The organism is Sabulicella rubraurantiaca, assembly GCF_017355885.1.
GTDB classification, from domain to species: Bacteria; Pseudomonadota; Alphaproteobacteria; order Acetobacterales; family Acetobacteraceae; genus Roseococcus; species Roseococcus rubraurantiacus.
In genome coordinates this window covers 70,525-89,238 of record NZ_JAFEUU010000002.1, presented here as the reverse complement: position 1 = coordinate 89,238, position 18,714 = coordinate 70,525, and the positions used below count along the sequence as shown (strand labels likewise).

16 protein-coding genes are annotated in these 18,714 nt (G+C 69.5%); 6 read left to right on the top strand and 10 right to left on the bottom strand.

Annotated elements, in window-relative coordinates:
- Positions 1-22: 22 nt before the first annotated feature.
- The 6 genes from truB to rimP form a co-directional block, all read right to left on the bottom strand.
- Positions 23-964 (bottom strand): tRNA pseudouridine(55) synthase TruB, encoded by a 942-nt coding sequence (gene truB / locus JTJ31_RS04415; RefSeq protein WP_207537410.1) that lies wholly within the window; start codon positions 962-964, stop codon positions 23-25.
- Positions 957-1,379 carry a 30S ribosome-binding factor RbfA gene (gene rbfA / locus JTJ31_RS04410; protein ID WP_207537409.1) on the bottom strand — a complete coding sequence of 141 codons (423 nt, stop codon included), beginning with the start codon at positions 1,377-1,379 and terminating at the stop codon, positions 957-959. Before rbfA ends, truB begins: the two co-directional genes overlap by 8 nt.
- A gap of 159 nt (positions 1,380-1,538) precedes the next feature.
- Complete coding sequence (gene infB / locus JTJ31_RS04405; protein WP_207537408.1) at positions 1,539-4,283, bottom strand: translation initiation factor IF-2; 2,745 nt, start codon at positions 4,281-4,283, stop codon at positions 1,539-1,541.
- A gap of 58 nt (positions 4,284-4,341) precedes the next feature.
- Complete coding sequence (locus tag JTJ31_RS04400) at positions 4,342-5,043, bottom strand: RNA-binding protein (RefSeq protein ID WP_207537407.1); 702 nt, start codon at positions 5,041-5,043, stop codon at positions 4,342-4,344.
- Complete coding sequence (nusA, locus tag JTJ31_RS04395; protein WP_207537406.1) at positions 5,024-6,559, bottom strand: transcription termination factor NusA; 1,536 nt, start codon at positions 6,557-6,559, stop codon at positions 5,024-5,026. The genes JTJ31_RS04400 and nusA overlap by 20 nt, the downstream gene beginning before the upstream one ends.
- A gap of 1 nt (position 6,560) precedes the next feature.
- Positions 6,561-7,100: a ribosome maturation factor RimP gene (gene rimP, locus JTJ31_RS04390; protein WP_207537405.1), complete on the bottom strand. Its 540-nt coding sequence runs from the start codon at positions 7,098-7,100 to the stop codon at positions 6,561-6,563.
- A gap of 388 nt (positions 7,101-7,488) precedes the next feature.
- Here rimP and pnp point away from each other — a divergent pair, with 388 nt between their 5' ends.
- From pnp to JTJ31_RS04375, 3 genes are all read left to right on the top strand, one after another.
- Entirely contained in the window at positions 7,489-9,729 is a 2,241-nt protein-coding gene (pnp, locus tag JTJ31_RS04385) for a polyribonucleotide nucleotidyltransferase (protein ID WP_207537404.1), read from the top strand.
- Between the two features lie 95 nt (positions 9,730-9,824).
- On the top strand, positions 9,825-11,225 hold the full coding sequence (locus JTJ31_RS04380; RefSeq protein WP_207537403.1) for an NAD(P)H-dependent flavin oxidoreductase: 1,401 nt from the start codon (positions 9,825-9,827) through the stop codon (positions 11,223-11,225).
- A gap of 75 nt (positions 11,226-11,300) precedes the next feature.
- Complete coding sequence (locus tag JTJ31_RS04375) at positions 11,301-11,885, top strand: hypothetical protein (protein ID WP_207537402.1); 585 nt, start codon at positions 11,301-11,303, stop codon at positions 11,883-11,885.
- On the opposite strand, the gene JTJ31_RS04370 is transcribed toward JTJ31_RS04375, so the two are convergent.
- From JTJ31_RS04370 to JTJ31_RS04355, 4 genes are all read right to left on the bottom strand, one after another.
- Positions 11,886-13,757 carry an ABC transporter ATP-binding protein/permease gene (locus JTJ31_RS04370; RefSeq protein ID WP_207537401.1) on the bottom strand — a complete coding sequence of 624 codons (1,872 nt, stop codon included), beginning with the start codon at positions 13,755-13,757 and terminating at the stop codon, positions 11,886-11,888.
- On the bottom strand, positions 13,754-14,395 hold the full coding sequence (locus JTJ31_RS04365) for a hypothetical protein (RefSeq protein ID WP_207537400.1): 642 nt from the start codon (positions 14,393-14,395) through the stop codon (positions 13,754-13,756). The genes JTJ31_RS04370 and JTJ31_RS04365 overlap by 4 nt, the downstream gene beginning before the upstream one ends.
- Positions 14,392-14,556 (bottom strand): DUF1328 domain-containing protein, encoded by a 165-nt coding sequence (locus JTJ31_RS04360; protein WP_207537399.1) that lies wholly within the window; start codon positions 14,554-14,556, stop codon positions 14,392-14,394. Before JTJ31_RS04360 ends, JTJ31_RS04365 begins: the two co-directional genes overlap by 4 nt.
- 163 nt (positions 14,557-14,719) lie before the next feature.
- On the bottom strand, positions 14,720-15,439 hold the full coding sequence (locus JTJ31_RS04355; protein ID WP_207537398.1) for a response regulator: 720 nt from the start codon (positions 15,437-15,439) through the stop codon (positions 14,720-14,722).
- Positions 15,440-15,489: 50 nt separating this feature from the next.
- Between JTJ31_RS04355 and JTJ31_RS04350 the strand changes: the two genes are divergently transcribed.
- The 3 genes from JTJ31_RS04350 to JTJ31_RS04340 all read left to right on the top strand — a co-directional run bounded on the left by JTJ31_RS04350 (position 15,490) and on the right by JTJ31_RS04340 (position 18,708).
- Positions 15,490-16,014, top strand: coding sequence for a sigma-70 family RNA polymerase sigma factor (locus JTJ31_RS04350; RefSeq protein ID WP_236019884.1), 525 nt, complete (start codon positions 15,490-15,492; stop codon positions 16,012-16,014).
- Between the two features lie 159 nt (positions 16,015-16,173).
- Positions 16,174-16,785: a sigma-70 family RNA polymerase sigma factor gene (locus JTJ31_RS04345; RefSeq protein WP_207537842.1), complete on the top strand. Its 612-nt coding sequence runs from the start codon at positions 16,174-16,176 to the stop codon at positions 16,783-16,785.
- Between the two features lie 306 nt (positions 16,786-17,091).
- Positions 17,092-18,708 (top strand): histidine kinase dimerization/phosphoacceptor domain -containing protein, encoded by a 1,617-nt coding sequence (locus JTJ31_RS04340; protein WP_207537397.1) that lies wholly within the window; start codon positions 17,092-17,094, stop codon positions 18,706-18,708.
- Positions 18,709-18,714 lie beyond the last annotated feature (6 nt).

Genomic DNA, 18,714 nt, shown 5'->3' with positions numbered 1-18,714 from the left:
TGCGAAACCGGTCCGTCGCGCTTCAGGCCTGGGCCATCAGCCGCTCGGGGCGCAGCCGCCCTTCCTCCAGGCGACAAAGACCCACGAACCGCCCCGCCGCCGTCACGCGCACCAAGCCCCCATCGGGGTTGGCTGCGTCCGGAACGCGCCCCATGAAATCCACCAGGCTCAGATCCTGGCCGAAGCCGAGACGCGCGGCCTCCCCTTCCGACACGGCCAGTGCCGGGATGTCGGCCAGCGCGGTCGCGAGCGGGAGAAGGAGGTCCAGCGAAGGAGGCGGGGTATCGCCCGAAGCGGCGATCTTGTCCAGCGGCACGGCGTCCTTCTCGTGGAAGGGGCCGACGCGCGTGCGGCGCAGGGCGGCAATATGGCCCACCGTGCCGACAGCCCGCGCGAGGTCGCGCGCCAGGGAGCGCATATAGACGCCCTTGCCCGACTGCACCTCGAAGATGGCGGTGTCCGCGTCCGGCCGCTCGATCAACTCATAGCGGTCCACCCGCGCCGGACGGGGATCCAGCTCCACCGCCACGCCGTCACGCGCCAGGTCATAGGCCCGCTCTCCGTTCACCTTGATGGCGGAGAAGATCGGCGGGACCTGCATGATGTCGCCGCGGAAGGCGGGCAGGGCGGCCTGGATCGCCTCGTCCGTCGGGCGCGCGTCGCTTGTCTCGGTCACCACCCCATCAGCGTCGTCGCTGTCGCGTGCCTCGCCGAAGCGCAAGGTGAAGCGATAGACCTTGGTGCCGTCCATCACATAGGGGACGGTCTTGGTCGCGGCCCCGAACGCCACGGGCAGGAGTCCGGTGGCCAGCGGGTCCAGCGTCCCGCCATGCCCCGCCTTCTGCGCCTGGAAGCCGCGCTTGGCGATGTTCACCACCTCGGTCGAGCCGACGCCCGAGGGCTTGTCCACGATCAGCCAGCCATCGATGGGGCGGCCCTTGGGCTTGCGGCGGAAGTTACGCATCCCCGTCCTCGTCTTTCTTTTGAAGGTCGCGCGCGATTTCGGGCTGACGCATCAGCGCACTCATCCGCACCGCGTGGTCCAGCGCCGTGTCGGGCTGGAAATGGATCTCGGGCGCGAATTTCAGCCGCACCCGCCGCGCCACCTGCTGGCGCAGCCAGGGGGCGTTCGCCTTGAGCGCCGCCATCTTGTCGGGCGCGAGGTCACGGCCGAGGCCGGAGACGAAGGCCGTCATGTGCTTGAGGTCCGGCGAGGCACGGACCTCGGTGACCGTGATGGGAACGCCCCACAGCGCCTCGTCCTGCCAGTCGCCGCGCTCGATCACGGAGGCGAGGGCGTGGCGCACCTCCTCCGCCACGCGAAGCTGGCGCTGGGACGGGCCCTGGGAGGGATCGTGATGGGGGCGCTTATTGGCCATGGGAACTCCTTCCGGGGATTGGGACCCCGCTGTGAGAATCCGGCCGCACAGCGGCCGGCGCGCCCAGGCTGAACGCGCCGCGCACGGAACCGTGGCGGCGCGAAAGCCCAGGCGGCGAAGCCGCCGCCCGGCATCTGAGGGTGGGAAAACTGCTGCGGCTTAAGCCGCGGCGACGGTCTCCGTCTCGAAGCACTCGATCTGGTCGCCGACGCGGATGTCGTCGTAGTTCCGGAAGCCCATGCCACATTCGTAGCCGTTGGTGACTTCCTTCACGTCATCCTTGAAGCGGCGCAGCGTCGAAAGCTCGCCCTCGTGGATCACGACGCCCTCGCGGATCAGGCGCACGCCGCAGCCGCGCTTCACCACGCCCTCGGTCACGCGGCAGCCGGCGACCTTGCCGAGGCGCTTGACCTCGAAGACCTGCAGGATGGACGCGTAGCCGATGAAGTTCTCGCGCTGCACCGGGGCGAGGCGGGACTTGTAGAGCGCCTCGATGTCGTCCTGCACCTGGTAGATGATCGAGTAGTAGCGGATGTCCACGCCGTCGCGCTGCGCCATCTCCCGCGCCTGCGCCGTGGCGCGGACGTTGAAGGCGACGACCACGGCGTTGGACGCCTTGGCCAGCTGCACGTCGGATTCCGTGATCTGGCCGACCGCCGAGTGCAGCACGCGCACGCGCACCTCCTCGTTGCCGAGCTTGGACAGGGTGGCGTTGATCGCCTCTGCCGAGCCCTGCACGTCCGCCTTGACCACGACGGCCACTTCCTTCTGCTGCCCCGCCTGGATGCGGGCCAGCATGTCGGAGAGGGTGCCGCGGCCGGCACTCATCGCCGCCGCCGCCTTCTCACGCGCCTTGCGCTGGCGGAACTCGCTCACCTCGCGGGCGCGGGCCTCGCTTTCCACGGCCAGCACGGTCTCGCCCGCGCCCGGCACGCCGGACAGACCGAGCACTTCCACTGGGGCGGAGGGGCCGGCGACCTTGGCGGGGCGGCCCTTGTCGTCCACCAGCGCGCGCACGCGGCCCCACTCGGAACCGGCGACGACGATGTCACCGGTGCTGAGCGTGCCTTTCTGCACCAGTACGGTGGCCACCGGGCCGCGGCCGCGGTCCAGCTTGCTCTCGATCACCGTGCCTTCGCCGGCGCGGGCCGGATTGGCGCGCAGGTCCAGGATCTCGGCCTGCAGCAGGATGGCTTCCAGCAGCTTGTCGAGGTTGGTGCCCTTGAGCGCGCTGACCTGGATCTCCTGCACGTCGCCGCCCAGGCTTTCTACCACGACCTCGTGCTGCAGCAGCTCGTTGCGCACGCGGTCCAGGTTCACGCCTGGCTTGTCGATCTTGTTCACCGCGACGATCAGCGGGACATCGGCCGCGCGGGCGTGCTTGATGGCCTCGACCGTCTGCGGCATCACGCCGTCATCCGCCGCCACGACCAGCACCACCATGTCGGTGACGGAGGCACCGCGGGCGCGCATCGCCGTGAAGGCCTCGTGGCCCGGCGTGTCCAGGAAGGTCACGCGGCCGCCCGGCACCTCAACTTGGTAGGCGCCGATGTGCTGGGTGATGCCGCCGGCCTCCTTCGCCGCCACGTCCGTCTTGCGGAGCGCGTCGAGCAGCGAGGTCTTGCCGTGGTCGACGTGGCCCATGATGGTCACGACAGGCGGGCGGGGGAGCATCTCCCCTTCCTCGTCCACCGCGCCTTCCAGACCCGTCTCGATGTCGTCCTCGGCGACGCGCTTCACGCGATGGCCGAATTCCTGCGCCACCAGCTCCGCCGTGTCGGCGTCAATGCTCTGCGTAAGGGTCGCCATCACGCCCATGCGGAACAGGGCCTTCACCACCTCGCCGCCACGGGCGGCCATGCGGTTCGCCAGTTCCTGCACGGTAATGGTCTCGGGGATCACCACGTCGCGCACAACGCGCTCCTGGCCCGAGCGCAGCCGGGCCAGCTCGGCCTGCCGCCGCTCGCGCTCGCGGGCGCGGCGGATGGAGGCGATGGAGCGCGAACGATCGTCCTCGCCCTCCAGCGCGGCGTTGACGTCGATCCGGCCCTCGCGGCGCGGGCCGGCGAGGGGGGTCTTCTTCGGCGGCGGGCCCGCCGGACGGCGCGCACCGGCCGGGCCGCCGGGGCCACCACCCGGACGGCGCGCGGGACCGCGCCGGTCATCATCCTCGCCTTCACGGGCGCGGGGCGTCAGGGACAGGCGAGAGGACGGGCCGGAGGGCGCGGGCGTCTGGCGCAGCGGCGCCATCTGCGCACGGGCCGCGAGCGGCGTCACGCGCGGGCGCGCGGGCTCGGCCGGCGCGGGGGCAGGAGCCGCCGGAGCAGCTGGCGCGGCAGCGGCGGGCTTGGGCGCGGGCTGCGGCGCGGGGGGCTGGCGCGCCTCAGCCTCGGCCTCACGCTTCGCGCGCTCGGCGGCCTTGGCCGCAGCCTCCGCTTCGGCGCGGGCCTGCGCTTCCTCTTCCTCGCGGCGGCGCGTCTCTTCCTCGCGGCGTGCGGCCTCCTCGGCGGCGGAGCGCAGCATCAGAGCCTGCTGCTCGCGCTGCTCGCGCTCGCGCTGGGCCTCCAGGCGGCGCTGCTCCTCCAGCACGCGCTGGCGCGTCGCCAACTCGGCCGCGGTCAGCGGACGGCCGCCGGGACCCGCGGGACGGGAAGGGGGCTGGGCCTTGCCGCCGGGCGGCACGGCGCGTGGGGAGCCGCCGGGCGGGCGCGCACCGCCGGTCGGGGCGGGGGCCGCGCCCGGGGTGCGCTTCTTCACCACCTCGACCTGCACCACCTTGGAGCGGCCATGGCTGAAGCTCTGCCGGACGCTGCCCGCGTCAACGGTCTTGTTCAGCTCCAGGCGGCCCGCCGGGCGAAGGCTCAACCGGCCCTTGGCCGCATCCTGATCGTTCTGGTCGCTCATCCGCCGTTCCGAACCACATTCCCTTGCGGCCGGTTCCTGGGAACCGGCTCAAAACCTATCAATCGAGGCCCGGATTCGCGTCCGCGGCCCCTGCCGCCGGCGCATCCGGCCCAAACTCCTGCGGCCGGGACCCTCGCCCCGCGGCTTCCGCCGCGGGCGATCCCGGCCCTGCGGGCAAGAGGCCAGCCAGTCGCGCCGCCTCTGCCTGCAATGAACCCGCCAGGCGTCCCGGCAACACCGCGACGTGAACGGCGCGGTCCCTGCCGAAGACGGACCCCAGCTCGGCACCGGTGAGGGGGGTGTAGACCGGGATGTCCCGCTTGCCCACCAGCCGATCCCGTTCCGCCGGGCTGCCGTCCGAAGCCTGGAGCAGGAACGCGACCTCGCGCGTCCTGAGCCACTCCAGCACCGCCTCCCGTCCGGCCACCGCCTCCCCGCCGCGGCGAGCAAAACCGAGGAAGTCGCGGATGCGGGCCTGGAGCATCCGGACCACCAGCGCTGCCAGTTGGTCCGGGACCTGGACCGGCCCCCGCGCCGCCTTCGAGAAGGCGCCTGTCTTCAGGGCCTTCAGGAGAACCTCGTCCTGCGCCATCAACCATAGTCCCCGGCCAGGCAAACGTCCACCCGGATCAGGAACCAACTCGCGTGACGGTCCCAGCGCGAAGCGGATCATCTCCTCCTTCGGGCGGGTTTCGCGCGTGACGATGCAGCGGCGGAGCGGACCCCGCTCGCGGTCGGGGTCATCCGTTCTGGGATTCACCCTCTTCCCCGAACCAGTGGGCGCGCGCGGCCATGATGATCGCGTTCGCCGTCTCCTCGTCCATCTGGTCCTCGCCGAGCATTTCCACAAGCTCGTCGGAGGCGAGATCGGCAAGATCGTCGAGCGTCTTCACGCCCTTCTCGCCCAGCGTCACCAGCATGGCGGCGGAGAAGGAGCCCAGCTCCACCAGCTCGTCCGAGACGCCGAGCTCCACGCGCTTCTGGTCGGCCTCGACTTCCTTCTGCTCCAGGAAGGCAACGGCGCGGCGCTTCAGCTCGGCGGCGATGTTCTCGTCGAAGCCCTCGATGGAGGCCAGTTCCTCGTCATCGACCTCCACGATTTCCTCGATCGAGCCATAGCCCTCCGTCACCAGAAGGCCCGCGATCACGTCATCCACGTCCAGCCCCTCGACGAACAGGCCGGAGCGCTTGCGGAAGTCCTCCTGCCGGCGTTCGCTCTCGCCCGCCTCGGTCAGGATGTCGATGTCGTAGCGCGTCAGCTGGGAGGCAAGGCGCACATTCTGGCCACGGCGCCCGATGGCGAGGGAGAGCTGCTCATCCGGCACCACCACCTCGACGCGCTTGCCCTCGTCGTCCAGCACCACCTTGCTGACCTCGGCCGGCGCCATCGCGTTCACGATGAAGGTGGCGATGTCGGAGGACCAGGGGATGATGTCGATCTTCTCGCCCTGAAGCTCCGCCACGACCGCCTGCACGCGCGAGCCGCGCATGCCGACACAGGCGCCGACGGGGTCGATCGAGGCATCGCGCGAGATCACCGCCATCTTGGCGCGGGAGCCGGGATCGCGGGCCACGGCCTTGATCTCGATGATGCCCTCGTAGATCTCGGGCACTTCCTGGGCGAAGAGCTTGGCGAGGAAGCCCGGATGGGTGCGGGACAGGAAAATCTGCGGCCCGCGCGGCTCCTCCCGCACGTCATAGATATAGGCGCGCACGCGGTCGCCATTCTTGAAGGCCTCGCGCGGGATGGTCTCGTCGCGGCGCAGTAGCGCCTCGGCGCGGCCGCCCAGCTCCACCATCAGGTTGCCGTACTCGGTGCGCTTCACCGTGCCGTTGATGATCTCGCCGACGCGGTCCTTGAACTCCTCGAACTGCTTCTTGCGCTCCACCTCGCGCACGCGCTGCACGATGACCTGCTTCGCGGTCTGCGCGCCGATGCGGCCGAAATCGATGGGCGGCAGCGGGTCCACGATGTACTCGCCGACCTGGATGCCGGGCTTCACCTTCTGCGCGATGCGCAGCGGCATCTGCGTCTCCTCGTCCTCCACCGCGTCGTCCTCGACGACCAGCGTCCAGCGGGAGAGCTTCACGGCGCCGTTCTTGCGGTCGATCTCGGCGCGGATGTCCTTGTTGATGCCGTAGGTCTGGCGGCCGGCCCGGCCCATGGCCAGCTCCATCGCCTCCAGCACCTCCTCCTTCTCGATCATCTTCTCGCGCGCGACGGCTTCGGCGACCTGGAGGAACTCCGGGCGCGGAGGCGCGATCTCGAGGGCCATGTCAGTTCTTCCCTTGGGTCTGCGCCGCGGCCGCGGCGATGAGTTCGTCGGTGAGCACGAGCTTCGCGCGGCGCATGCCGGCGCGGGGGAGGGTGATGTCGCCGCCCTCGTCCAGGCGGAGTCGCGCATTCTCAGAATCCGCGCCCAGCACGATGCCGCGGAAGCGCTTGCGCCCGTCCAGCGGCACCAGCATCTCCACCGTCGCGACGTGGCCGGCGAAGCGCTCCCAGTCCTTCGCGCGGGTCAGCGGGCGGTCGATGCCGGGCGAGGACACTTCGAGCGTCCATTCGGCCTTGATGGGGTCGGCCACGTCCAGCACGGCGCCGACCGCATGGCTGATCTGCTCGCAGTCTTCCACGGTGAAGGGCGTGCCGTCGGCGCGGTCGGCCATGATCTGGACGACCGGGCGTTCCTTGCCGCTGACCTGCACGCGCACGAGCTCGTAGCCCATGTGCTCGATCGTCGGGGCGACGAGGTCGGCGATGCGGGCGTCGAGCCCTTCGTGCCGGGGACGTTCGACTGGGGGGCGTTCGGGCGTCATGATGTTTCGATCGGGCAAACAAAAAGGGCGGCCCCGGAAGGCCACCCCCCTAAGGACCGGGTTGTGTTCAGGCCGGATTTATGGGGGCTTCCGGGCCGCGATGCAAGGCCCGGTGCGCTTTCCCCTTTTCCCGGCGGCCCATCCGGTCCATATACCCGCCGCCGACCGGCGTGCCCGGCGGCGCAACCCCGCGATCGCGGCGGGTTCGCAGAGCCTCCAGGCACTCCCCTTCCGGTAACGGGTCTGGCGGCGTTTCCGGCCACATGGCACCCGCCGCGGCGCTTGCGCCCGGCCCCCCATGCGCCCCGAGACGCCGAGAGCCTCCCAACCGGGGCGGGCCGCGTCCGGACTGCCACCTTGCCGTGCGTCGCGAAGATTGGGACGACGCATGTTCGACAACTACTTCCGCAAGGAAATTCCCTGGGGCGGCCAGATCCTGACGCTGGAGACCGGCAAGGTCGCGCGCCAGGCCGATGGTGCCGTGATGGCGCGCCTGGGCGATACCATCGTGCTCTGCACCGTGGTCGGCGCCCGCAGCGTGAAGCCGGGCCAGGATTTCTTCCCTCTGACCGTGAACTACCAGGAGAAGGCCTTCGCCGCGGGCAAGATCCCCGGCGGCTTCTTCAAGCGCGAGGGCCGGCCCTCCGAGCACGAGACCCTCGTCTCCCGCCTCATCGACCGTCCGATTCGCCCGCTCTTCCCCGAGGGGTTCCGGAACGAGGTTCAGGTCATCGCGACCGTGCTGTCGCATGACGGCGAGAACGACCCCGACATGGTGGCGATGGTCGGCTGCTCCGCCGCGCTGACGCTCTCGGGCATTCCCTTCTTCGGCCCGATCGGCGGCGCCCGCGTCGGCTACGTGGACGGCCAGTACGTGCTGAACCCGACCCTGCCGCAGCGCAAGCTGTCGCAGCTCGACCTCGTGGTCGCCGGCACGGCCGAGGGCGTGCTGATGGTCGAGTCCGAGGCGCAGGAGCTCTCCGAGGAGGTGATGCTCGGCGCCGTGGAGTTCGGCCATAAGGGCTTCCAGCCGGTGATCGAGGGCATCATCGCCCTGGCCGAGGTGGCCGCGAAGGATGCGTGGACGCTGCCGGAGGAGGATCCGGCCGTCGCGACGCTGAAGGCCCGCATCTCCGAGCTGGGCCGCTCCTCCATGGCCGAGGCCTACAAGGAGACGCAGAAGCTGGTTCGCCAGGGCAAGGTGGGCGAGGCCAAGAAGGCCGTCGTCGCCGCGCTCGAGGCCGAGGGGCTGGATGCCGCCGCTGCCAAGGGTATGCTGAAGGATCTCGAGGCCGACGTCGTCCGCAATGCCATCCTCGACACGGGGCTGCGCATCGACGGCCGCGACACCAAGACCGTGCGCCCGATCATGGCCGAGGTCGGCGTGCTGCCGCGTGCTCACGGCTCCTCGCTCTTCACCCGTGGCGAGACGCAGGCCTTCTGCGTCGCGACCCTGGGTACGGGCCAGGACGAGCAGGTGATCGACGCGCTGGTGGGCGAGTACCGCGAGCGCTTCATGCTGCACTACAACTTCCCGCCCTACTCGGTGAACGAGACGGGCCGCATGGGCAGCCCCGGCCGTCGCGAGATCGGCCACGGCAAGCTGGCCTGGCGCGCCATCCGCCCCGTGCTGCCGGCGCCAGAGAAGTTCCCCTACACGCTGCGCGTCGTCTCGGAGATCACGGAGTCCAACGGCTCCTCCTCCATGGCGACGGTGTGCGGCACCTCGCTCTCGCTGATGGACGCTGGCTGCCCGCTGCTGCGGCCGGTGGCGGGCATCGCCATGGGCCTCATCAAGGAGGACCGGGACTTCGCCGTGCTGTCCGACATCCTGGGCGACGAGGACCACCTCGGCGACATGGACTTCAAGGTGGCCGGGACCGAGCAGGGCATCACCGCGCTGCAGATGGACATCAAGATCACCTCCATTACCTTTGACATCATGCGCACCGCGCTGGGTCAGGCGAAGGACGGGCGGCTGCACATCCTGGGCGAGATGGCGAAGGCCATCAGCGGCGCCCGCGGCGAGATGGCGGCCACGGCGCCGCGCATCACCGTGATCAATGTCCCCAAGGACAAGATCCGCGAGGTGATCGGCACGGGCGGCAAGGTGATCCGCGAGATCGTCGAGCAGACCGGCACCAAGATCGACATCGAGGATGACGGGACGATCAAGATCGCCTCGACCAGCCAGGACGCCACCCAGGCCGCGATCGACAAGATCCGCGGCATCGTGGCCGAGCCGGAGGTGGGCGTGATCTACAACGGCAAGGTGGTGAAGACCGCCGAGTTCGGCGCCTTCGTGAACTTCCTGGGCGCGAAGGATGGCCTCGTCCACATCAGCGAACTGGCCAATGAGCGCGTCAACCGCACCACGGACGTGGTGAAGGAAGGCGACGCGGTGAAGGTGAAGGTCATCGGCTTCGATGACCGCGGCAAGGTGAAGCTGTCCATGCGCGTCGTGGACCAGCAGACCGGCGCCGACATTACCGAGCAGGTCGGCGAGCGCCGCCCGCGCGAGCCGCGCGAGGGTGACGGCGAGGACCGGCCCCGCCGCGAGCGTGGCGACCGTGACCGCGGTGACCGCGATCGGGGCGACCGCCCCCGCCGCGAGCGCCGCGACGACTGACCTCGCATGAAAATCCGGGACCGAGGCATTCCTGGCCTTGGTCCCGGTCATGCGAGTGACATATACCGAAACATGACACGGCAAGGCTTGGCGAAGTGAAGGCGATCAACGCGATCCGGATGGGCGGTGTGGACGTCCTCCCCCTGGTGGAAGGCGGCAAGGGCGTCGCCGTTTCGAACGGCCTCACCGCCGGTGCCTGGGCGGCCGCGGGCGGCGTCGGCACCTTCAGCGCCGTCAACGCCGACAGCTACGATGCCGAGGGCCGGACGATCCGGCAGGTCTATCACGGCAAGACCCGCCGGGACCGGCAGGAGGAGCTGGTGGCCTACGGCATCGCCGGCGGCATCGCGCAGGCCAAGGAGGCCCGCGACGTCGGCGGCCCCAAGGCGCGCATCCACGCCAACATCCTGTGGGAGATGGGTGGGGCGGAGCGGGTGATCCGCGGCGTGCTGGAGGGGGCCAAGGGCATCATCAACGGCATCACCTGCGGTGCTGGCATGCCTTACAAGCTGGCCGAGATCGCGCGCGACTTCGGCGTGCACTACTACCCCATCGTCTCCTCCGCCCGTGCCTTCAGCGCGCTGTGGAAGCGCTCCTACAGCAAGGTGAGCGAGTGGCTGGGTGGCGTGGTCTACGAGGATCCCTGGCTGGCGGGCGGCCATAACGGCCTGTCCAACAGCGAGGACCCCCGCAAGCCCGAGGCTCCCTATGAGCGCGTCCGCAAGCTGCGTGAGCAGATGCGCGCCTTCGGCCTGGACGACACCCCCATCATCATGGCCGGCGGCGTCTGGTGGCTGGAGGAATGGGAGGACTGGATCGATAACCCGGAGCTCGGGCCGATCGCCTTCCAGTTTGGCACCCGCCCGCTGCTCACCCGTGAATCCCCGATCAGCGATGCGTGGAAGCGCAAGCTGACCGAGCTGAAGCCCGGCGACGTGCTGCTGCAGCCCTTCTCGCCGACCGGCTTCTACTCCTCCGCCGTCCGCAACGACTTCCTGCGGGAGCTCGAGGCGCGCAGCGAGCGGCAGGTCGCCTATTCTTCCGAGAAGGTGGGAGAGCACACGGCCGAGTTCGGCATCGGCCCCCGCAAGCGCCTCGTCTGGCTGGCCCCGGCGGATCGCGAGCGGGCGCAGGCCTGGACCGAGGCCGGCTTCACCGAGGCGATGCGGACTCCGGATTCCACCCTGATCTTCGTGACGCCGGAAAAGTCGCGCGAGATCCTGGCGGACCAGGTGGCCTGCATGGGCTGCCTCAGCCAGTGCCGCTTCTCCAACTGGTCGCAGCACGAGCCGAATTACGATAACGGCAAGAAGGCCGACCCGCGCTCCTTCTGCATCCAGAAGACGCTCCAGGACATCGCCCATGACGGCAGCCTGGAGGACAATTTGATGTTCGCGGGGCACAACGCCTACCGCTTCGGGTCCGACCCCTTCTACTCCAACGGCTTCGTGCCGACGGTGAAGCAGCTGGTCGAGCGGATCATGACCGGGCGCTGAGCGCGCTTTCCCTTGCAGCACCGGCGTGCCGGTGCTTCCCTTTTCGGAAGGATGTTCCGACGGAAAGGGCGCCGCATGCGTGCTGGCTTCTTCTTCGCCTTCCTTCTCTGCGCGACTGCCATGCCGGCGGCCGCGCAGCCTGACCCGATGATCGAGCAGCGCTGCGTCTGGTCATGCCTTGCCCAGTCCAACGGTGCCGACGACCCGCGCTACCGGGCCTGCGTCGAGCAGATGTGCAGCGGGCTGGGCGTGCGGCCTCGTTCGGCGCCGCGTCGCGCCGAGCCGGTTCGTGCCCTGGACCCCGCCTGGCGCGTCAAGCCGCAATCCGGGCGCCCGACGGCCGCCGGAATCTGCGTGCCAGAAGGAATGTGCCTTGAGATCGCCTGTGCCGCCCCGGGCGCGGTGAGGCTGCGCCTCGATCCGGCAAGTGAGCGCTTCCCGCCGAGCCACCTGCTGCTGCTGCGCGTGGACGGGCAGGATTTCCACCTCACCGCGCCGCCCCCAGATCGCGATGGCCTGCTGGCCTGGGAGGCGACGCCGCCGCTGCTGGCGGCGCTGCGGAACGGCGCCAGCCTGGAATTGCTGACCGGGCGCGGCCGCGTGCCGTTCAGCCTGCGTGGCAGCGCCGCCGCGGTCTCGACCGTGGAGCGGCGCTGCTGATCACACCGGCACGCGCGGCCGGCGCTTCAGCGGGTTCTTCAGGCCCGGAATCTTCCAGCGCGGCTGCTGCCGCGGCGGGCGCGGCGGACGGGTAAGGCGGGCCCCTCCCTCGGCCTTCTGCAGCTTCAGCGTGCGCGTGTGGAAGGCTTCCAGCCCCGGCCGGTGACCGATGGAGACCAGCGCGCTCTCTGGCAGCTCGTCCAGCACCATCTGCATCATCGCGTCCTGGTTACGCTCATCCAGCGCCGCCGTTGCCTCATCCATGAAGATCCAGGCCGGGCGGTGCAGCAGCAGCCGCGCGAAGGCGAGGCGCTGCTGCTCGCCGAGGCTGAGAACGCGGTCCCAGCGTTCCTCGTCGTGCAGGCGTTCGGGCAGGCGCACCAGACCGACGCGCTCGAGCGCCTTGCGGCAATCCTCGTCGTCATACTTGTCCGGCCCGGCCGGATAGCAGAGCGACTCCTTGAGCGTGCCCAGCGGCAGGTAGGGTCGCTGCGGCATGAACATCATCGTCTCGCGCGGCGGGGTGATGATCTCGCCCGCGCCCCAGGGCCATAGCCCGCCAATGACGCGGAACAGCGTGCTCTTGCCGGTGCCGCTCTCGCCCTGGATCAGGACGCGCTCGCCGGCCTGGATCTCGGCGGTGGCGTCCTGGATGACGGTGGTGCCGTTGGCGAAGGCGACCTCGATCCCGTTGAAGACCAGCCTGTCGGGGTCGCCCTCCGTGACCGTGATGGTGGGCTGGCTGGGGTCGGCCACCAGTGCGTCCAGCTCCTCCACCACCTCGCGGAAATTGACCATGCGGTTCACCGCCGCACGCCACTCGGCGATGCGCGGGAAGCTATCGACGAGCCAGGAGAGGGAGCTTTGCACCTGCCCGAAGGCGGCACCGATCTGCATCAGCCCGCCCAGCGTGATCGCGCCTGAGAAGTACGCCGGCGAGGCCACGATGGTCGGGAAGATCATCGCCAGCGAATGATAGCCGCTGGTGAGATACATCAGGTTGCGCTGCGATCGCATGAGGCGCCGCACCGCGCCCCGCACATTGCCGAAGAGCTTCTCCAGCCCCCGCCGCTCATCCGCCTCACCACGGATCAGGGCGATGCCCTCGCCGGATTCCCGGGCGCGGGTCAGGCCGAAGCGGAAATCCGCCTCCGCCGCCACGCGCGCAAAGTTGTGCCCCACCATGGGCCGCCCCACCAGCAGGGTAAGGGTGGTGCCGATGATGGCGTATGTGAGCGCCGCCCAAACCATGTAGCCGGGAATCGAGGCGTCGATGCCGATGAAGCCCAGATGCAGCGGGCCCGAGATGGTCCAGAGGATGCCGACGAAGGCCGCGAGCATCATGGAGCAGGTCAGAAGCCCGCCCACGAAGTCCACCGCGAGGTCTACGGAGACGCGGATATCCTCGGCGATGCGCTGGTCGGGGTTGTCGGCCGAGGCGCCGGCCATCTCCAGCTGGTACTGGCGCCCTTCGTGCAGCCAGGATTCCAAGATTCGCTTGGTGAGCCACTCGCGCCAAGCCAGCTGGATGAGCTGCTTGGTGTAGAGCTGGTACACCGCCACGGCCATGGCCGCGACGGCGAGCATCAGGAACACCACCATCTGCCAGCGGAAGGCCGCGAAGTCGCGATTCTCCAGCGCGTTGAAGAAGTCGCGGTTCCAGATGTTGAGGCGGATCTGCACCGCGACCTGTCCCACCGTCAGCAGGACGAGGGCGAAGATGAGCCAACGGGCATTGCCCCGGTCCGGTGCGGTGAGCCAGGCCTTGGTGAGCTTCCAGAAGGCGGCCATCGGCCGCTTGACGAGTTCTGCCTCTGGAAGAGCGCCGGTCTTGGTCTCGTCCTGGTCCGCTGGCGTGCGGGCTTCACTCACTGGCGGTTTTCCTCCGGCAAGGGTTCGAGCTTGTCGGGTTCCCTCCCCAGCCGCACGGCATCGAGGGCGACCGTCTCGCCGCGCCGCGTTCCAAGGCCGGCCGCAGCCACGGCCTCGCCGGGCCGCAGCCAGTCGATGCGGTCATTCATGCCCACGGGCAGGCGGACGATGTGGCCTTCCTCCGTGATGACGCCCATCGGCTCTCCCTGGGGGGAGAGGAGCGGCGCCCGGATCCGGCCCTGAACCGACAATTCCTCCGAGCCGCGGCGGTCGGAGGCGAACCAGGACGGGTTGGCGACGAAATTCGCCGGCTCCCGGTCGTTGCGCGCCCAGGCGAGCATGATGACCACGGGGGCGGTGCGGGCGCGCACGCCATAGGCGGTCAGGGTATGGTCCTGCTGGATCGCGCCCATCAGTGCCTCTGCCTCCGAGGCGGGGAAGATGATCTGCGTCCCTTCGCGCAGCAGGGCGCGCGTCACCTCGCCGGCAGGATCCATCAGCCAGCGCTCAAGCCTCCCGGTGTAGGAAGGAAGCTGCGTCGGGTCGAACCAGAGGCCGCGCGGCGAGCGCGCGATTGCGGGGGAGGCGGCCAGCGCCGCGAAGCCCGCGAGGAGAAAGGAGCGTCTGAGCATGGTCAAGCGGCGAAGCCGCGCCCAGTGAGCAGGGACACGGCGAACAGCACCAGGAAGACGAAGAACAAGACCCGCGCGATGCCCCCGGCTGTCGAGGAAATGCCGCCGAAACCCAGCACGCCCGCAACGATGGCCACCACGAGGAAGACGAGCGACCAGTACAACATCTGCCTTCTCCTCACGGGAATTCCGTGCCGGCGGAACGCTGCGCCGCGAGGAGAGGTTGATCGGGCCCCGTCCCAAATTGCCGGAAACCGGAAGGAAGGCGGCCCCCGCGGGGGCCGCCTGCCAATTCACGAAGCCTTGGTCAGAAACCGGCCGAGGTCACCCTCAGTCGATGGGCATATGGCCGGCCGTCACCGCCTGATAGGTGGAGATGGCGAGGGTGAGCGGATCGAAGGGCTTCGACATGATGAAGGCCGGCTCCACCTCCTCGGCGGTGAGAAGCCGCTCGGGATAGGCGGTGACGAAGATCACCGGCACCTTCACGCTCTGCATGATGCGACGGACCGCGTTGATGCCGTCGCCGCCGCGGCCGAGATTCACGTCCGCGAGGATGAGGCCGGTCGGGCGCTCATTCGCGAGCCGCACGGCCTCCGTCTCGCTTGATGCCACGCCGACGACGCGGTGGCCGCAGCGCTGCACCAGCATCCGCAAGTCCATGGCGATCACCGGCTCGTCCTCGATGATCAGAACATCCGTCGCCGTCGCCTGACGCAGGTTCTGGCGCGCCTGCTCCAGCAGGCGCTGCGCCTCCGCTTCCTCGATGCCCACGACCCGCGCCGCCTCGCCCACTTCCAGCTCCTCCAGCGAGGTGAGGAGCAGAAGCTGCCGCTCCAGCGCTGACAGGCGGCCGGGCGGCGCCTCTGTCCCGGCGAGGCGTGTCACCCCCGCATAGAGGGCAAGCCGCCCGGGCAGCTCGGGGAGACCGGCGCGCAGGGCACCGGCCACCATCGCATCCCCCGCGGCTTGGCTGCCGGCGAGGGCGCGGGCGTAGCGGCGGGCATAGGGAAGGGCCTGCATCAGCTCGGCATCGGGCAGGGAAGTCATAGGTGGGGGGACTCCTGAAACGGCAATCGGTGAGAGATATTAGACGGCGAATGGATTCCTTCTCCATCCGCCCAGAACTGCCCCGGCTTCTGCCGGCGCTGCGCGCCTATGGCCGGACGCTGGCGCGCAGCGCCGCCGCGGCGGATGACCTCGTGCAGGAGACGATCCTTCGCGCGCTCCGCGCCGAATCGCAATTCCAGCCGGGGACGGAGCTGCGGGCTTGGCTCTTCACCATTCTCCGCAATGTGTGGCTCGGCCAAGCGCGCAAGGCGGGGCGCGAGCGCCGCGCGTTGGAGGCGCAGCGTCCGGAGGAAAGCCGCCCGGCGAGCCAGGGTGACCGGCTGGAGCTGGACGAGCTGGCGCGCGCCATGGCGAGCCTCCCACTGGCCCAGCGCGAGGCGCTGATGCTGGTGGGCGTGCAGGGAATGACCACGGCGCAAGCGGCGGAAGTCGTGGGAGTGGCGGAAGGCACCATCAAGGCGCGCGTCAGCCGTGCCCGCTCTGCCTTGCGGGCCGCGCTGGTCCACCGGGCCGGGCCGGGCTTGAACGAGTCGAACATGCATTCCTCCTCCTAATTGGGAGGCTTAAGGGGGGTTTCATCGTTGGATGAAAAGATCGGAAATTTTCTTCCCGCTGCGTCGCAACGATCCTCCAGCCATCGGTATTTCCCTGACATGAGAACGGAGAGGACTATCCCGATGCGCGACCCGAAGGCCCCTACCGTGATGGACCAGATGGGCGCCACCGACCCCGGCACCCCCTTCCATGAATTGATGGTCCAGGCCCTTCCGGCCCTTCGGCAGCAGGCCTTTGCCCTCACGCGCAACCGGGCTGACGCGGATGACCTGGTTCAGGCCGCCGTCACCAACGCCCTGGCGGCGCAGCACTCCTTCACCCCCGGTACCAACTTCAAGGCTTGGATGAGCCGCATCCTGCGGAACCGCTTCCTGTCCGACATGCGTCGCCGCCGCGAGACGGTGGAGGTCGAGGAGGCGCCGGCGGATGCCTTCGCCCGTGCCGCTGGCCAGGAAGACAGCATCGCCCTGCAGGAGCTCCGCCATGCCCTGGCGAAGCTGCCGGCCGATCAGCGCCTCGCGCTGATGATGGTGACGGTGCAGGGCATGTCCTACGAGGAAGTGTCGGAGCAGCTGGGCGTCGCGGTCGGTACGCTGAAGTGCCGCGTCTTCCGCGCCCGCAAGCAGCTCCAGGCTTGGCTGCTCGGCGAGGAGCCGGCGGCGCAGCGCCCGGGTGCAGGGCAGCGGCCTTCCGTCGGCCGGACCGCTTCCCCACGTTCCCCTCAGCGTCGTATGTTGTCCGGTGATGAGCGGCGCAGCGGCGCGGTGTAAGGGAGCGTTGGTGAGCGAGACGCCACAGAAGCCAGCACGGTCACACTCAGAAATGGGGCCCGATGGCAAGCCGAACGGGCGGGGGCGGAGGTCCTCGCCCGACGCCGCGTTTGACCTGTGGCTTCAACGAGGTCTTCACTCGCTCTTCGACGATGTCGCGAAAGAACCGATTCCGCCTGAGATTCTTGCGTTGATCGAGCGCGACCAAGCCAAGAGCAAATAGAACAGGAGCCGTCCCGGCCCGGACGGAGTGCCGCATTGGGCTGGATGATTTTTTCCGGCATCAGGTCAAGGCTGGTTGCGCTTGTGCTGGTCGCCGGAATCCCGGTGGCGATCATCGCCGGGGCCAACGCTTGGCAGAAATACGAGTATTCACTCGCGACCATCGCCGAGAGGGCAGCGGTCATTGGCGAGGCCGACGCGGTGCGTCACGCCCTCGCCCTCAATGACCTCGAGAACCTCGTCCGCGGTCTGGCCCGCTTCCAGAATTTCGGCAGCCTCAGCATCGGGGATTGCGCCCGCATCCTGGGGCGGATGCGTGGCATGTTCGACGGGCGCTACACCGACCTTTGGTTCCTCGACCCGGATGGGCGGCTGCTCTGCAACTCGCACGGCACGCAGGGCAGCGAGGCGGTGAACACCAACTTCCTGCGGCGCGTGCAGCAAGAACGCGGCTATGTCCTCGGCAAGTTCGAACGTGGTCCCGTATCGGGCCGCGTCGTGTTGCCGGCCGCGGCACCGCTGCTGGAAGGCGACTCACTGATCGCGGTGGCGGGCGCCTCCATCCGCGCCGACTGGTTCACCGCCGAGAGTGGCGAGGAGGCGGCGCGGCACCACACCTGGCTGCTCGATTCCGCCTACAACTCCTACCCGCCGCAGAATGAGGGGCAGGGCGGCCGGCTGCCCGAGGCATCGCTGATGACGGCGCTGGGCGACGCGCCGGGGCGGCTGACGCGGGTCGGCATGAGCACGGCGGGCGATGCCTTTGCCTATTCCATCTCGCCGCCCGATCGGGGAATGCGGGTGCTGGTCGCCGTGCCGGCCACAGAGGCGCAGCGCGAGGCGCGGAACCAGCTCTTCACCCGCCTCACCGAGTTGACCTTCTTCCTCCTGACCTGCCTGTTCATCGTCCTGGCCGGGACGGAGCTGTCCTGCGCCCGGCCGCTGCGCCGCCTGGCCCATGCGGTGCGCGCCTGGCGCCCCGAGACGGCCTTTGCCCCGCCCACCACCGCCTGGGACCCGGCCGAGGTGTCGGATGTCGGCTCGGCCCTCGCCTCCGCATCCCGTGCCATCGCGCGACGCGAGGCGGATCTGCGCAAGGCCCTGAGCCAGCGCGACCGCCTCCTCTCCGAGATTCACCACCGGGTGAAGAACAACCTGCAGATCGTCGCCTCCCTGCTGAACATGCAGTGCGACCGCATCGGGGAGCCGGCGCTGCGCGGCGAGTTCGAGACGGCACGCGACCGGGTGCAGGCCCTCGCCACGCTGCACCGCCACCTGGACACGGAAGGGGCCGGCACCGTCGTGCTCGTGGCGCCGCTGCTCCGCGAACTGGCCAACCAGCTGGTCGCCGGAGCGGAAACCGTCGTGGATGCGGAGACCGTGATCCTGCCGGCGGAACAGGCCACCTCGCTCGCCCTCCTCGTGACCGAGGCGCTGCTGAATGTGGCCCGCCATGCCTTCGCAGAAGGCGAGACAGGGCACGTCGACATCACGTTGCGGCGCAAGGACGGGCTGGCCGTGCTGGAGGTGCGCGACGACGGGCGTGGCCTGCCCAAGACCCAGGAGGAGGGCATGGGGCTTTCGCTGATCCGTGGCTTCGCGGCGCATCTGGGTGGCACGTCGCAGTTGAAGCAGTGCAACGGCACGGTCCTGCGCGTGGAATTCCCATTGCCCGACCTCGCCCCCGGAGAGGCGACCTAGCCGGGC

Bases quoted from the DNA above. Each gene is read 5' to 3' on its own strand.
- rbfA (WP_207537409.1), bottom strand. From the start codon at position 1,379: ATGGCCAATAAGCGCCCCCATCACGATCCCTCCCAGGGCCCGTCCCAG.
- JTJ31_RS04355 (WP_207537398.1), bottom strand. From the start codon at position 15,439: ATGACTTCCCTGCCCGATGCCGAGCTGATGCAGGCCCTTCCCTATGCC.
- infB (WP_207537408.1), bottom strand. From the start codon at position 4,283: ATGAGCGACCAGAACGATCAGGATGCGGCCAAGGGCCGGTTGAGCCTT.
- JTJ31_RS04345 (WP_207537842.1), top strand. From the start codon at position 16,174: ATGGGCGCCACCGACCCCGGCACCCCCTTCCATGAATTGATGGTCCAG.
- rimP (WP_207537405.1), bottom strand. From the start codon at position 7,100: ATGACGCCCGAACGCCCCCCAGTCGAACGTCCCCGGCACGAAGGGCTC.
- JTJ31_RS04350 (WP_236019884.1), top strand. From the start codon at position 15,490: ATGGATTCCTTCTCCATCCGCCCAGAACTGCCCCGGCTTCTGCCGGCG.
- JTJ31_RS04360 (WP_207537399.1), bottom strand. From the start codon at position 14,556: ATGTTGTACTGGTCGCTCGTCTTCCTCGTGGTGGCCATCGTTGCGGGC.
- nusA (WP_207537406.1), bottom strand. From the start codon at position 6,559: ATGGCCCTCGAGATCGCGCCTCCGCGCCCGGAGTTCCTCCAGGTCGCC.
- pnp (WP_207537404.1), top strand. From the start codon at position 7,489: ATGTTCGACAACTACTTCCGCAAGGAAATTCCCTGGGGCGGCCAGATC.
- JTJ31_RS04375 (WP_207537402.1), top strand. From the start codon at position 11,301: ATGCGTGCTGGCTTCTTCTTCGCCTTCCTTCTCTGCGCGACTGCCATG.
- truB (WP_207537410.1), bottom strand. From the start codon at position 964: ATGCGTAACTTCCGCCGCAAGCCCAAGGGCCGCCCCATCGATGGCTGG.